This window comes from Anaeromassilibacillus sp. SJQ-5 (assembly GCF_054108045.1).
The window spans coordinates 514666-530753 of record NZ_JBPJWQ010000001.1 but is presented as its reverse complement, the minus strand read 5'-3'; the positions used below and the strand labels follow the sequence as shown (position 1 = coordinate 530753).

Sequence of the window (16088 nt, the reverse complement as noted above, 5' to 3'; positions counted from 1 at the left end):
ATCCGGCCTGTACGCAGGACGGTGAACTTACCATACAGGAGGATCTTACATGGAAATCATCGATAACAGCGCACTTACCCCCCGCTATCTGCCCGACGATCAGGTGAACATGGAGGGCTGGCACCCCGATTGGGTGAAATCGTTGATTCTGGCCCAGCTGCGTGTGGAAAGCGCCACGGAGGAGGGCACCTTCCAGGCGGCCGTCCGGGTGCTCGATCACTATCAAAAAATGGGCGTCAACGCCGTCTGGCTGACCCCTATTCAGGACAAGGGGCAAACCGGAAACGGCTACAGCAACATGGGGCTGCACACGGTCAATCCCCGCCTGACCGGCAAGGACAGCTATGAGGAGAGCTGGCAGGTGGTCAAATGGTTCGTGGACGAGGCCCATCGCCGCAACATCCGCGTCTATATCGATCTCATCGTCTGGGGCACCGTCAAGGAAAGCCCGCTGGTCGCCGAGCATCCGGACTGGTACAAGGGATTCCTCAACGTCTGGGACGGCTACAAGTGGAACTGGTACAGCGAATCCCTGCGGGAATGGTTCTGCGATTGGGCGGTGAAAATCGTCATGGAGACGGGAATCGACGGCTACCGGGTGGATCTGGAGCCTTTCGTCACCGGCCACGCCATGTTCGCCGGGCTGCGCAAGCGCCTGTTGTCCATGGGCCGCAAGATTTCCATTTTTGCCGAATGCACCAGCGAGCGGGACGAAGCCTATGATTTCGACGAGCAGATCACCAACGAGGATCCCGAACGCTGGAACATGCACACGATGTTCACCGAACGGCTCAACATCGTGGACGCCGTGCGCAACGGCTGGGGCCACGGCACCATTTACGCCCAGGAAAGGGACATGGGCGGCCGGGCGCGCTTTTACTGTTTGTGCCTGTCCTGCCACGACAATCCCCGCCCCTGCATCCTGGGCAATCGGGTGACGGCCGGCTACGGGGCTGTCCTCGCCCCCTACATTCCCCTGTGGTTCATCGGCGACGACTGGATAAACCCCCTGGAGCCCGGCCGCGCCATGTTCAACAACGTCATCCGCTGGGATTTATTGGAACAGCCAGAAAATCGCGCCTTTCACGAGGATTTCAAGAAGCTCATCCGCATCCGGCGGCAATATCCCGCCATCTTCGACTGCTTCCCCGACAACCATCGGGACAGCAACATCGCCAAGGTGGAATCCAACTGCGGCCTGCAGGCCTACGCCCGCTACGCCGACGGCCGGGCCGTCCTGGTTCTGCCGAACTACGCCGATTCCCCTCTCGAGGCGCAGGCCGCTTTCGATCCCACTGCTCTCGGGATGAATCCCGCCGACGGATACGCTTTAAAGGAATTGTTCCTGGACGAGCAGCCGGTGAAGACCGGCGCGAGCTCCTTCACCACCGTCATTCCGCCCCAAAGCCTGGCGGTCATTCTGGTGGAACCGCTCTCCTAATAAGCGGCAAAATGAATCCAACCACTGGATTTCCTCATCACTCACCTAGGGGGCGTGACCGTGTACCCAACGATACATATCGCTTGCCCGGAACAGCCTCAAACCATCCGGCCGGCGCTGTTCGGCTGCAACCTGGAGGTCACCCGCCGCACCTTTTGGGCGGGGCTCAGCGCGCAGATGCTGAACAACCGGAAATTCTTCGCCGGCACCGAGGAACCCTGCGCCTGGAAGCTGGCCGGGGATGCCGTCTACAGCCGGGAGGAAACCGGTTGCCGCGTCCGCCTGGCCGGCGGCGGCAGCGTTCTCCAGGACGTTTCCGTCCGCCCGCTGTGCCGGGGCCGGGCTTACCAGATTCGAGTTCTGGCCGCGGCGCAAGGGGATATCACGCTGTCCGCCGAAGGCGGCGGCATCTCCGCAGCCTGGACGGGCATCGGCGGCGAACCGCAGACGCTGACAGCCACCATATCAGCCCCCGGCGATTGGGAGTGCTTTCCCTTTTGCCTGCGGGCAGAAGGAACCGGCGCCGTCACCCTGTACGCCGTCTCTCTCATGGAAGCGGATCATTTCCACGGCATGCGCCGGGATGTGCTGGAGCGCCTGAAGGAGCTGGCGCCGGCTGAACTGCGGTTTCCCGGCGGCTGCTTCGCGGAGGTTTACCGGTGGAAGGACAGCCTGCTCCCTCCCGACCAGCGGCCCCCGGTACAGCCAACGTTGTACGAAGGCGACTTCCTTCTCGGAGACACCTTTGGCCAGGACTGCATGGATCTCGGTATCGACGAATTCATGGCGCTGTGCGCCTATGTGGGCGCCGCGCCGGTTCTGACCGTACCTATGATAATTATTTCCAATCAAGACAGTATCGATCTGGTTGAATACTGCAATGGCGGCCCGCAAACCGCCTGGGGCCGGCAGCGCGCGGAGCGGGGCCATCCCGCTCCCTATGCCGTGAGGGACTGGTACGTGGGCAACGAGCTGTATTATTTCGGCCGGCGGCTCCGGGAGGATCCGTCTCTGGCGGCGGAGGAAACCCGCGCGCTGGTAGCGGCCATGAAAGCCGTTGACCCGTCCATCCGGATAATCGGCTGCTTCTGCCCCTCCCTTCCGGAATGGACAGCGGGTTACCTGCGGGGCGCGGCCGCCGTCCTGGACGCCCTGTCCCTGCATTTCTATCTGACCGATCCCTTTGCGCCGAACCGTCACACCATGTCGGACACGGTGCGCGCCCGCGTCCTCCCCGACGCCTTCGTTCCCCTGCTGAAGGAGGGAAAACAGCTGGCCGACAGCCTGCTGGAGCAGTCTCTCCCCTTCAGCCTGGACGAGTGGGGTTACAACTGGGGCGAACGGGGCACCCCCGTCTCCATGACGGTGGATGCCCTGCTGCTGACCTATCTGTGCGCCCATGCCGACGACTGGGGCATAGAAAAGGCGCTGTATTTCCACCCCATTAACGAAGGGCTGATCCTCGCGGATCCCAAAGAGGCGCGGCTGGATTATACGGGCCGGGTGTTCCGCTTGTTCGCGGGGCATCGCGGCGCGCAGAGACTAGAGGCGAAGGGCGCCGGCGACGGCCTGGCCGCCGCGGCCAGCCGGGGGCCGGAGGGCCTGCTGATCACCCTGGTCAACGCCGACCGGCAGAACACGCAGAGGTTCCGGCTGACCGGCGACAGGCTTTCCGAGGGGACCGAGGGCCACGGCGTCATACTGACGGCTGGGGAAAACGGCCCGGAGGACACGCTCGTTTCCTGGCGCGTGGGCGACGTCTGCACCCTGCCGCCCGGGGCGGTGGCCGCCATACACTTTTTGCAGGAAGCTTGACCAACGATTCACAAGGAAAGGCGAGGTATTTGGCTATGACGCAGCGTAGGAACCATCCCTTACGTCGATGGACCACCGGCCTGACGGCGCTGGCGCTTCTGCTGTCCGCCTATGGCGCCGGCGGATTTCGCCCGCAGGCGGAGGAAACCTCTTCCCTGTCCGCTCCGGAGGCCGAAAGCGCCGCGGCGGGGATCCCTTCCTATGCCGACTACCGGCAGCGTCAGGCCCCTGCGCCCTCCGGCTCTTTTGTTCTGGAGGCGGGCGCCGGCTATACCGCCGCCGGCGCGTCGCCGGAAAAACGGTCGGATTTTTCCGGCCAGCCGGGCGATGCCCTTCTGTTGCCCGACGAGGGCTCCGTAACCTGGAGCTTCACCGTGGAGCAGGAAGGATACTACACGCTGGAATTCCTCTACTATCCCGTCGAAGGCCAGGGAAACACCATCCTGCGGGACATCCTGCTGGACGGCGCCCTCCCCTTTGCCGAATCGGAGGAAGTGGCGTTCGAGCGCCGCTGGGTGAACGTGGACCGGGAGAGCTTCGACGGCAGCGGCAACCAAATCCGCCCCCGGCAAAAGGAAGAGCCCCAATGGCTGACCGCCGCCGCCCGCGCCTCGGCCGACACGGCGGCCGGCCCGCTGGAATATTATCTGTCCGCCGGCCAGCATACCTTGACGCTGGCCGCCAAGCGGGAGCCGATGCTGCTGCGGCGGATCGCCTTCCGTCCTGCCGACGCGGTGCCCTCTTACGAGCAGGTTCTCGCCGCGTATGAGGCGAAGGGCTACCGGCCGGCCTCGGCCTCCTCCGCCCGCGTAATCGAAGCGGAGGGCGAATCGATCAAATCCGATCAAAGCCTGTACCCGCTGACCGACCGCACCTCTCCCACCGTCACCCCGTACAGCGCCTCCAAGATCGTCTACAACGCCGTGGGAGGCGCGCAGTGGAAAACCGTGGGCCAATGGATCGAATGGCCGGTGGATATCCCCGAGGACGGCCTGTACGAAATCGCCCTGCATTTCAAGCAGAACTTGAAAACTGACGCCATGAGCGTGCGGGAGCTCACCATCGACGGGCAGCTTCCCTTTGCGCAGGCGGACAGCCTCACCTTCGCCTATGACAGCGGGTGGCAGACCGCCACCCTGTCCGACGACAAGGGAACCCCCTACCAGTTTTATTTCACCGCCGGCAGGCACACTATCCGTCTGCGGGCTGGCCTGGGCGCTTACCGGGATATTTTAACGCAGACCGATGCCTGTTCCGACGAGCTGAACCGTCTCTACCGCCAGATCGTCGTGGTCACCGGAGGCGAACCCGATATCTATCGAGACTATCAGTTCGACGTCCTGATTCCGGATACGCTCAAGGACATGGAGGCGGCCTCCGCGCGCCTGAAGGCGCTGGAAACAAGCATCCGCTCAGCCGGCTTCTCCGGCAACCAGGGGACGGACGCCATCCGGCGGCTGTACACCCAGATGGACAGCATGACGGCAGATCCCGCCGAGATCGCCCAGCGGCTGCGGATGTATCGGGACAACATCTCCTCCCTGGCCACCTGGCGCAACTCCATGACCGAACAGCCCCTGACCATCGACCGGCTGTTCATCGGCCCGGCCGGGATGGCCCTGCCCAAAGGGGAGGCCGGCTTCTTCGGCTCTCTCAAGCATTATTTTGAACAGTTCTTCGCCTCCTTCTTCAACGACTATTCCGCCATCGGCAGCCTGGGCACGGAAACCGACACCGTCCTGACGGTTTGGATGACCACGGGCCGGGATCAGGCCCAGATTCTCCGGCAGCTGATAAACGATCGGTTCACCCCGCAAACGGGGGTGGGCGTGTCGCTGCAGCTGGTGCCCGCCGACGCGCTTCTGCCCGCTCTGCTGGCCGACACCGGACCGGATATTTCCCTGGGCATGACCCAGGCCGATCCTCTCAACCTGGCTCTGCGCCACGCGCTGACCGATCTGTCCGCCTTCGGCGATTACACCGAGGTGGCCGGCCGATTCCTGCCCGAAGCCATCGTCCCCTTCCAGCTGGCCGGCGGCATTTACGCCCTGCCGGAAACCCAGAGCTTCCCCATGCTGTTTTACCGCAAGGATATCCTGGCCGAGCTGGGCGTGGCGACGGAGGACCTGAACACCTGGGACAGCCTGCTGCAAAAGGCGCTGCCGGTGCTGCAGAAAAACGCCCTCAACATCGGCGCCGTGCTGAACATCAACACCTATCTGACGCTGTTCTATCAGCGGGGCGGCACCCTGTACAACGACACGGAAACTGCCTCCGGTCTCGACACGCCCGAGGCCATCGAGAGCATGGAGCTGTACACCATGCTGTATAACCAATACGGCCTGCCCTATCAGTTCGATTTCGCCAACCGGTTCCGCAGCGGCGAAATGCCGGTGGTGATTACGGATTATCTGTCCTATAACCAGCTGACGGTTTTCGCCCCCGAAATCAAGGGCCTGTGGGGGATGCTTCCCGTCCCCGGCACCGTCCGGGAGGACGGCACCGTTTCCCATGCGGCGCCCAGCACGGTGACCGGCGCGGCGCTGATGGCTTCGGCGCCGGATCAGAAGGCGGGCTGGGAGTTCCTGAAGTGGTGGACCAGCGCGGAGATCCAGTCCAGCTACGGCCGGGATCTGGAAAGCGTCGTCGGCTCCGCCGCCCGGTACAACACCGCCAACCAGGAAGCGCTGAACAGCGTCCAATGGGACTACGGCATCAAACAGCAGATCAAGGCCCAGGCGGCCGAGGCGCTGGCCGTGCCCGAGGCGCCCGGCGGCTACTTCACCTCTCGGCAATTCGATTTTGCCTTCCGCAACATCGCCTTTTACGGGGACAACACCCGCACCGCGCTGGAGGAAGCCGCCCAGGCCATCAACAAGGAACTGAGCAAAAAACAGAAGGAATTCGGTCTGACCGTCGGCACCTGACCCGCCGGCTGTCCGCCCATTACGCCGCAGAGAAAGGAATGGTTTCCCCATGAAGCGTATCCAGGGAAGGACAAAGCGCCGCGGGCCTCTGCGGCGGTATGCGGAGGATTACCTGTTCATCCTGCCGTATTACCTGATTTTTGTTGTTTTTACCATCCTGCCGGTGGGAACGGCCATCGGGCTGAGCTTCACCTATTTCAACGTGCTGGAGGCCCCCTCCTTTGTGGGCGTCTCCAATTATGTACAGCTGGTGCTGGACGACAGCTTGTTTATGACGGCGCTGAAAAACACCCTGTTTTTGTCGCTGATCACCGGCCCGCTCGGCTATCTGCTGAGCATCGCGCTGGCCTGGCTGGTGAACGAATTCGGCGCCAAGCTGCGCTCCGTGCTGACCCTGCTGTTCTACGCGCCGGTCATCAGCGGCGGGGCCTATATGATTTGGCAGATTATTTTCAGCGGCGACGCTTACGGCTATCTCAACGGCCTGCTGATGGATTTGGGGATCATCTACTACCCCATCCAGTGGCTGACCGACGTGGATTACATGTGGACAGCCGCCGTCGTCGTCGTGCTGTGGATGAGCTTCGGCGCCGGCTTTCTGTCCTTCATCGCCGGCTTCAAAAACATCGACACCCGCCTGTATGAGGCGGCAGCGGTGGACGGCATCCGCAACCGGTACCAGGAGTTCTGGTACATCACGCTGCCGGAGCTCAAGCCCCAGCTGATGTTCGGCGCGGTGATGAGCATCACCGGATCCTTCGGCATGGGCGACGTGCTCACAGGTGTGTTCGGCTTTCCCAGCTCCAACTACGCCCTGCACACCCTGGTGCACCATCTGCAGGATTACGGCAACGTACGGTTCGAAATGGGCTACGCCTGCGCCATCGCGGTGCTGCTGTTCATTCTGATGGTCGGCGCCAATCAAATCGTCCAGCGCCTGCTGCGCAAGGTCGGCGATTAATCCACGGCAAAGCTGGGCTCTCCCCGTCGGAGAGCCGGAAAGGGTTGGTTTCGGAAGATGCGGATACATTTGAAAGCTCTCAACCGCAGCCGGCGGGTCAATCGTTCCCGCGCGGGAACGGCCGCCATGTTTCTGGTGCTGCTGGCTCTGGCGCTGTTCATGGCGTTTCCCATGGGTGTCATCATCGGCAACGCCTTCAAGCCGCTGGACGAACTGTGGGTGTTCCCACCGAAAATGTGGCCCTCCGTTCCCACGCTGCAGAACTTCCGGGACATGTTCAATGTCATGGCGGACTCCTGGGTGCCCTTTTTCCGGTATATCTACAACTCACTGTTCATCACAGCGGTGGGCACGGCGGGGCACATCATCCTTGCCTCCATGTGCGCCTTCCCCCTGGCCAAAAAGAAGTTCCCGGGCCGCGCGATCCTGTTCAATCTGATCGTCTTCTCCCTGATGTTCAACACCACGGTGACGGCCATTCCCAACTACATCACCATGGCCAAGCTGGGCTGGGTCGATACCCATCTGGCCATCATCGTGCCGGCCTTCGCCTCCTCCCTGGGCCTGTACCTGATGAAGCAGTTCATGGAACAGCTGCCCGACTCCCTGCTGGAGGCGGCCCGCATCGACGGGGCTTCCCAGTGGACGATTTTCTGGCGCATCGTGATGCCTAACGTCAAGTCGGCCTGGCTGACACTCATGCTGCTGTCCGTGCAGAACCTGTGGGCCGTCGGCGCCAACCGGTTCATCTATAAGGAGGAGCTGAAAACCCTGCCCTACGCTCTGGGCCAGATTCTCAGCGGCGGCATTGCCCGCGCCGGCGTCGGCGCGGCCGTGACGGTGCTGATGATGCTGGTACCCATCGCCATCTTCGTTTTCAGCCAAAGCAACATCATCGACACCATGGCCTCCTCCGGTATGAAGGACTGAGGGCCGCGTCTGATCGGCCCATTCGGCACAAAGGAGAGCAGCGTATGTGGAAAAAGATATGCAGCATGGCGGCTTGTGCCCTCCTGCTGACGCCCATGGCCATGGCGGCGGACTCGGCCGTCCATGAGTTGCCTTACGATTCCTATGTTTTCAGCGCGGACGGCACCCCTCTCGAGCTGCCCGCCCCCTTCGTCCCCCAACAGATCGTCACCGGCGCGGGCCTGGGTGTCGGCGGTTTTCAAGGCCTGAGCGATATCTTCTGCGGCAGCGACGGCCTCCTGGTGCTGGCCGACGCGGGCAACAACCGCCTAATCCTGACCGACACCGCCTGGAACGCCCCGGTGGTTCTCGCTTCGTTCGACAACGGCGGCCGGCAGGACGCTTTCAACAACCCCACCGGCGTCTATGTCCGGGGAAACGACCTCTATGTGGCCGACGCCGGAAACGCCCGGATCCTTCTCTTCGACCGCGCCACCCTCACCCTGCGCCGGGAGCTGAGCCGTCCCTCCATCCCCTCTCTGGGCGAGGATTACACCTATAAGCCGCTCAAGCTGACCGCCGACGCGGCGGGCCGCGTGTATGTGGTGGCCGAGGGGATCAACCAGGGCCTCATCGAGCTGAACGAAACCGGCGCTTTCTCCACCTTCCTGGGCGCGCCTTCGGTGACGCCGGACTTTTTCGAACTGATTTGGCGGAAATTCGCCACCAAGGAGCAGCTGGCCCAGCTGGAAAAATACGTGCCCACCGAATACGACGCGGTGACCATCGACAGCGACGGCTTTCTCTTCGCCGTATCCAAAAACGCGGAAAACACCCCTATCGCCAAGCTGAACAACCAGGGAAACAACGTTCTGCTTTTCCCACAAAAGCTGGGAGACGCGGAATTTTACGAAAATAAGCCCTATTTCACGGATTTGGCCCTGGACGAGCGGGGGATTGTCTTCCTGCTGGACTCCAAGCAGGGGAAAATCTACGCCTACACGCAGGAGGGTGATCTGCTGTTCGCCTTCGGCGCCAACGCCACCCAGCAGGGCTGCTTCTACTCCGCCAGCGCCATGGAGCTGGCGGGCGGCCTGCTCTACGTCTGCGACAGCAACAAGAACACCGTCACCATCCTGGAGCCGACGGCCTTCGGCGCCGCCGTGGTGGATGCCACTATTCTGGAGGAACAGGGCCGCTACGAGGACGCCTACGCCCATTGGCGGGAGGTGTCGCGCCGCTGCTCCCATTACGCGCCCGCCGAGGTGGGCATCGCCCAGGAAGAAATCCGCCAGGGCCGCTACGCAGACGCCATGTCCCGCCTGAAAGCTATCCGGGAGGAGGACGTATACGCCACCGCCTTTGAAAAGGGACGGAACGAATGGATACGCAATCACTTTCTTCCGCTGCTCGGCGGGGCGGCGGCCCTCATTCTTTTGTTGCTGCTGGTTCCGCGCCTGGTGAAAAAATGGGCCCCCGTGCAGCGGCTGCGCGCCGCGCCGCTGGTTCGGAAATTCCGCTACGCCACCTACAGCGCCTTCCATCCCTTCGACGGCTATTGGGATATCAAACGGGAGGGCCGGGGCGACATGAAGTCCGCCCTGCTCATTCTGGGAATTTTCATTGTCTTTTACGCCGTGCGCGCCCAGTTCAGCGGCTACTCCGTCACCGGTACGGTGAGCAGCGAGGTCAATGTGCTGTTCGAATGCCTCATGATCCTCCTGCCCCTGGCCTTCTATGTCGTGGCCAACTGGTGTTTTACCACCCTCATGGACGGCGAAGGAAGCCTCAAAGATATCTTCATCGCCTCCTGCACCGCCCTGAAACCCTACCTGCTGTTCAGCATCCCCCTGTTCCTCTGTTCGCACCTGCTTACCCAGAACGAGGCCGTGTTCTATCAGACGGCGGACGCCCTGTGCTGGATCTGGGTGGTGGCCCTGCTGTTCCTCGGCATGATGATGACCCACGACTATTCTTTGTCCAAGGCTCTTCTGGCCATGCTGCTCACCATCGTGGGCATCTGCTTGATTATCTTCATCGGCCTGCTGTTCATCAACGTGGTGCAGGACGTGGTGTCCTTCTTCCGGGATATCTACACCGAAGTGTCCTTCCGATTCTATTAAAGGAGGCGTCGTCATGACGGGCAAACAAACATGGACCCTGGCGCTGGCGGCGCTGCTGGTCTGCGTTCCTCTCTCCGCCTGCGGCGCCAAGGAATCCCCGCTTCCCGACGCCGCCACCTACGATACCGGCGACGACAGCGGGTGGGAAACGGTCGAAGGCGGCGAGGTACTCATGGAGAACGACCGGGTGTCCTTCCGGTTCGACGCCGCCACCACCCATTTCACCGTCACCGATAAGGCAAGCGGCCGGGTATACGCCTCCGCCCCGGAGGAGGGGGACACCGTGTCCGACGAGGCGCTGGCCCGCCTGCGCTCCGAAGTATCCCTGGTCTACTACAACAGCGACAGCAGCCGGCTGTATATGACCTCCGCCGCCGACAGCGTGGACAACGAGAACTTCGTCGTCCGCCGGCAGGGCAACGCCCTGCGGGTGACCTACACCATGGGCAGCGAAAACGCCCTGCTGCTGGCGCCCCAGGTCTTTACCAAGGCTTTCTTCGAAGACACCATCTGCGACTCCGGCGCTCTCAGCTCCAGCCAGGTACGGCGCATCGAGCGGTACTACGATTTGTACACGCCGGAGGATCCGACTGAGGAATACGCCGCCATGCGGGAAATCTACCCCGCACTGGATACCCAGGCGCTGTATATCCTCAAGGACACCGTCGACAAGCTCAAGCGCATCGAAATCGACGGATACATGCAGGCCTGCGGCTATACCCAAGAGGACTATCAGAAGACGCTGAGCTCTCTGGGCATCGAAGCGGCCCAAACCGACGAGGCCGGCTTCGTGGTACCGGTGGAATACGCCCTGACCGCCGACGGCTTCACCGCCCGCATCCTCATGGACAAGGTGACCGAGCAGAGCGACCGCTTCACCCTCCAGCAAATCGACCTGCTGGAATTCTTCGGCTCCGCCGGCCAGGAAGAAAGCGGCTACTTCCTCGTTCCCGACGGCGTGGGCTCCCTCATCCAGTTCAACGGCGAGGCCGGCAGCTATTCCCAGCGGATTTACGGCGAGGAGCCCTCCAAGAAGGCCGCCGCGAAAACCCAGCTGACCCAGCAGGCCCTGCTTCCCGTGTTCGGCATTTCCTATGGCCAGTCGGGTATCCTCGCCATGGTGGAAAACGCCGCCCAGGCGGCCTCCATCAACGCGAACACCCTGTCCGCCGCCAATCCCCTGAACAACGCGTTCTGCTCCTTCACCGTGCGGGAAATGGACGTGACCGATATCGGCACCGACCGCAATATCCCGGTGTTCAACCTGTACAGCAAAAATCTCCTGCGGGAAAGCCCCCAGGTGCGCTACGCGTTCCTGAACGGCGACGCCGCCGGCTACGCCGGTATGGCCGCCTACACCCGCAGCGCCATGCTCGAGGACGGCCGCCTGACCGGCCAAACCACCGACAGCGGCCTGTTCCTGGATTACGCCGGCCTGGCTGCCGAGGACGCCTCCTTCCTAGGCGTCCCGTATACCAAGAAGCTGACCCTCTCCACCCTGGAGGAGATTCGCCAAGACATGGAACGGCTGGCCAGCGAGGGAATCACCGGCGTGGATCTGCGCCTGCGCGGCTATTCCGGCGAGGGGATTACCCACGGCGTCAACAACGCCTTTTCCATTGATCGCCGGGTGGGCGACGCGGACGGGCTGCGGACACTGGCGAACGCCCTGTCCGGCGGCCGGCTGTACCTGGAGGCGGATTTCCAGCTGGTCTATACCGACACCTGGTTCGACGGATACTCCCTGAGGGCCGATACCGCCCAGAACCTGAGCCGCGGCCTCACCGCCCTGAAACAGTACGATCCGGTGGACCGCGCCTTCCTGAACGACCGGTTCACCCGGTATCTGGTGTCCCCTCTTCTATACGGCGGCCTGTCAGCCTCCTTCCGGCAGAGCCTGGACGCCGCCCTGCCCGACCCATCCGTCGGCTTGTCCTATGCCTCCGCGGCCTCGCTGGTGCCGGGGGATTACAGCCGGAAGCGGAACATTGACCGCACCGGCGCCGCCGCCTATATCACCGACGCCCTGCGGGATGCGGCCAAGCAGCGGCCCCTGCTCTCGGAGAACGGCAACGCCTTCACGCTTGCCTACCTGTCCCGGCTGGCGGGCATGCCGCTGTCCTCCTCGGGCTTCGACGTGCTCAGCGAAACCGTCCCCTTCTACCCCATGGTGGTGCACGGCAGCCTGCCCTATACCGGCGGACCCCTGAACCTGGCGGCGGACGCGGACACCGCGTTTCTCCGCTCGGTGGAATACGGCGCGGGCCTCTCCTTCTCCCTCATCACGGGGAGCGATCGGATGCTCAGCGGCACCGCCTACGCCACCGGCTTTTACTCGATGAACAGCGCCGAGCAGCTGGACGAGGTGATCCGCCGGTACCGCGAGCTGGACGACGTCTATCAGGCCACCAAGCAGGCGGCCTTCACCGCCCACGAACGGCTCAGCGATGAGGTCACCCTGTCCGGCTTCAGCAACGGCGTTCAGGTTCTGGTCAATTACGGCGACACGACGGTGCAAATCGACGGCGCCGCCATACCGGCCCGCGGCTTCCTGCTGCGGCAGAATCCGAAAGGGGGCGCGTCATGAACAAGCGCAGAAAGTCCACCCTGATGCGGCGGCGCTCCTACGCGGGCTATTTCTTTATCTTCCCCCTCATTCTGGGCGTGCTGTTCGTGTTTCTGCCGAATCTCGTACAGACCTTCCGCTTCGCTATAAACGATATCGAACTGGCTCCGGAGGGCTATACGCTGCAGCCCGTGGGCCTGACGTATTTTAAGGAGGCGCTGCAGGTCGATCCTCATTTTGTCCCCTATCTCATCACCAGCATGAAAAGCTTCGCCACCGATATCCCGGTCATCATCATTTTCAGCCTGTTCATCGCCAGCGTTTTGAATACGAAATTCCACGGCCGGGGCCTCGCGCGGGTGATCTTCTTTGTGCCGGTCATTCTCGCCACCGGCGTCATCTCCAGCGTGGAAGCCTCGACCAACATCATCAGCGTGGTGGAGGAAGGCCGGTCGCTGGACACCGGTCTTGCCGCCGGCGACAAAATGGAAATTGCCTCCCTGCTCACCTCGGTCAATCTCCCGGAGGCCCTGGTTTCCCTCATCAGCTCCTCCATCGCCGGGATTTACCGGATTGTCCAGTCCAGCGGGATGCAGATTTTCATCCTGCTGGCCGGTCTTCAGGAAATTCCCGGCTCTCTGTACGACGCGGCCCAGGTGGAGGGCTGCAACAAATGGGAGCTGTTCTGGAAAATCACCTTCCCCATGATCGGCCCGCAGATCAAGGTCTGCGTCGTCTATACCATCATCGACATCCTCGCGGACGAGCGGGGCGAGCTGGTCAGCTATATCAACGGCCTGGCCTTCCGCAACAACCTGTTTGCCCAGGGAACGGCCATGTATGTGATTTATCTTCTCTGCATCGCCGCCATGGTGGCGATTGTGCTGGCGGTCCTGACCCGGTTTATCCGGTACGGCGGCGAGGATCGGGCCGGCTGACTCCATGGGAAACCGTCATTCACGCGGGAATTTGTCCTTCCGGCCCTGCCGCCGGGGGCATAAATTCCAGTTTCATCGAAAGATTGGAATGGTTGTATGAGCGCTGTTCGTCGGATCCCCCTGAAGCAGCGGGTTCCCGGCCTGCTTCTGTCCCTGATACGCTTTGTCATCATTTTCGGCCTGGCTTTTATCATCCTGAAGCCCTTTGTGTATAAAATCCTCATGGCCTTCATGAGCCCGGACGATTTGCTGGATTCCACCGTCCGCCTGGTGCCCCGGCACTTCTCCCTGTACTACTGGAAGACGGCCCTGGAGGGGCTAAATCTGGGCCAGACGCTGCGCAACACCGGCCTGTTGTCCCTGCTGGTCGGCGTCATCCAGGTGGCTTCCTGCACCATGATCGGCTACGGCCTTGCCCGTTTCAAATTCCGGGGCAGCAAGCTGGCCATGGCCATGGTCATCGTCATCATGCTGGTGCCCTATCACGTCATCAGCATCGCCCAATATCTGGGCTTCGTCTATTTCGGCGTCGGCAGCTTCACCATCAATCTGACCGACAGCTTCTGGCCCAGCCTGATTCTCGCCTTTACCGGCCTGGGCATCAAAGAAGGGCTGTACATTTACTTACTGCGGGAATTCTTCAAATCCCTGCCCGCCGAATTGGAGGAAGCGGCCTACATCGACGGCGCCGGCACCATCCGCACCTTCTTCCAGGTGATGCTTCCCAACGCCCGCACCATGATGATGACGGTGTTTTTGTTCTCCTTCTGCTGGCAATGGACGGATTCCACCTATTCCAGCATCTATTTTAACGAAATGCCGGTGTTCGCCAACACCATCGAGTCCTTGTACATCCGGGTGGGTCTCAACGCCGACATGCTGGGCACCAACATCGCCCGCAACGCCGCCTCCATGCTGATTATCATTCCCCTGCTCATCCTGTTCGGCTTCTGTCAGAAAATGCTGGTCAAGAGCATCGCCCTGTCCGGCATGGCCAACTAGCCAAGAGGAGGAAACCCTATGAGAATCCAAGCGTTACGAAAAGGAGTGGGATGTCTGTTGAGCTGTGCTGTATTGAGCGGCTGTGCCCGGGAAGCGCCGCCGGTTTCCGCCGAAAGCGTCTGTGCGTCCTCTTCCGTATCCGTCTCGTCCGCTTCCACTGGGCAAACCGTATCCTCCGCGCCGTCCACGGTGCCCGACACGTCCGGCCCCGCCGGGCGCAGCACCGTCACCCGCGCCGCTGTTACCACCGCCGGTTCCGGCGGAAAAAGCACCGCTGGCAGCACGACCGCACCCTCCTCCTCCAAGACCGTCCCGGCTCCCGCTCAAAGTCAAAACACCGTGGAGCTCATCGGTCGGTTTTACGAAAAGGGGGCCGGCGTCTATCAATTCGAATGGTCGGGCAGCACCATCTCCGCCGGCTTCATAGGCACCGGCATCGCCATCAAGCTGCGCATGACGCTGCCCTCCCCCGATATTCACGGCGGCCTCGATTACCTGAATGTCTCGATCGACGGCGGCGCACCTACGGTTTTGAAGGTGAACGAGAACACCGTCCGGTATCCCCTGGCCTCCGGTCTGCCGGACGGCTATCACACCGTGCGGGTCACCAAGCGCACCGAGGCGCAGTTCGGCTCTCAGCTGCAGTTCGAGGGCTTCGACTACGGCGGCGGCAAGCCTGCCCCGGCCCCGGCGCGTAAAACCCGGCGTATCGAGGTGTACGGCGATTCCATTTCCGCCGGCTACGGCAACGAGGGGACCGCCCCCGGCTTTCGCCTGGAGGAGGAAAACGCCTCCCTGACCTATGGAATGCTGGCCGCCGACGCGCTGAACGCGGAATGCACCGTCATCGCCCTGTCGGGCCACGGCTGCTTTGTCAGCCTCAGCGGCTCCAAAACCGAGGTGGTACCGAAATACTTCAACCAGATCCTGTATAAAAACCGCCGAACATACGCCTTTCCCTCTCCCGACCCGGACGCGGTGATTGTGCACCTGGGCACTAACGATTACGCCATGAATGTCCTTGACGCCGATTTTTATACCGCTTACCAGGCCTTTGTCCGCCGTATCCGCCGGGAATATCCCAAGGCCTATATTGTCCTGGCCGCCGGCGGCGGCACCACCCGCCACCTGGACCTGCTGCAGCGGGTGGCCGACGTGTGCCGGGAGCGGGACAAGGATACCCGGGTCGGCTGCTTCGTCGGGGTCTATACCGACGCCGACGTGGCCGAGGGAGCGGACGGTCATCCCTCCTCCGCCGGCCACCGCCAGCTGGCCGAGCAGCTGACGGCGTATTTGAAGGAAACCCTGAACTGGTAACGCGCAAACCCGGCTGCCGCCGGTTTTATATCGCCATCAACCATCGTCTATACCCATTAGAAGGAAGGAGGATCTCATTCAAATCCGCC

General features: G+C 62.2%; 10 protein-coding genes. All 10 read left to right on the top strand.

All coding sequences use genetic code 11. The features are described from left to right. Window positions 1–49: 49 nt before the first annotated feature. Complete coding sequence (locus ACSAMM_RS02160; RefSeq protein WP_178725762.1) at window positions 50–1441, top strand: alpha-amylase family glycosyl hydrolase; 1392 nt, start codon at window positions 50–52, stop codon at window positions 1439–1441. Between the two features lie 60 nt (window positions 1442–1501). Further along, window positions 1502–3256, top strand: coding sequence for a hypothetical protein (locus ACSAMM_RS02155; RefSeq protein WP_457789450.1), 1755 nt, complete (start codon window positions 1502–1504; stop codon window positions 3254–3256). Window positions 3257–3291: 35 nt separating this feature from the next. Next, window positions 3292–6183 (top strand): extracellular solute-binding protein, encoded by a 2892-nt coding sequence (locus ACSAMM_RS02150; RefSeq protein ID WP_457789448.1) that lies wholly within the window; start codon window positions 3292–3294, stop codon window positions 6181–6183. Window positions 6184–6232: 49 nt separating this feature from the next. Continuing rightward, window positions 6233–7144 (top strand): ABC transporter permease subunit, encoded by a 912-nt coding sequence (locus ACSAMM_RS02145; protein ID WP_178725768.1) that lies wholly within the window; start codon window positions 6233–6235, stop codon window positions 7142–7144. Between the two features lie 57 nt (window positions 7145–7201). Then, window positions 7202–8074 carry an ABC transporter permease subunit gene (locus ACSAMM_RS02140; RefSeq protein WP_178725770.1) on the top strand — a complete coding sequence of 291 codons (873 nt, stop codon included), beginning with the start codon at window positions 7202–7204 and terminating at the stop codon, window positions 8072–8074. Window positions 8075–8118: 44 nt separating this feature from the next. Continuing rightward, a complete protein-coding gene (locus ACSAMM_RS02135) occupies window positions 8119–10176 on the top strand; it encodes a YIP1 family protein (RefSeq protein ID WP_178725772.1) in 2058 nt (685 codons plus the stop codon). Window positions 10177–10189: 13 nt separating this feature from the next. Continuing rightward, on the top strand, window positions 10190–12763 hold the full coding sequence (locus tag ACSAMM_RS02130; protein WP_457789446.1) for a DUF5696 domain-containing protein: 2574 nt from the start codon (window positions 10190–10192) through the stop codon (window positions 12761–12763). Next, complete coding sequence (locus ACSAMM_RS02125; RefSeq protein WP_178725776.1) at window positions 12760–13680, top strand: sugar ABC transporter permease; 921 nt, start codon at window positions 12760–12762, stop codon at window positions 13678–13680. The genes ACSAMM_RS02130 and ACSAMM_RS02125 overlap by 4 nt, the downstream gene beginning before the upstream one ends. A gap of 96 nt (window positions 13681–13776) precedes the next feature. After that, window positions 13777–14682: an ABC transporter permease subunit gene (locus ACSAMM_RS02120; protein WP_178725779.1), complete on the top strand. Its 906-nt coding sequence runs from the start codon at window positions 13777–13779 to the stop codon at window positions 14680–14682. Window positions 14683–14739: 57 nt separating this feature from the next. Further along, entirely contained in the window at window positions 14740–15999 is a 1260-nt protein-coding gene (locus ACSAMM_RS02115) for an SGNH/GDSL hydrolase family protein (protein WP_457789444.1), read from the top strand. Window positions 16000–16088: the final 89 nt, after the last annotated feature.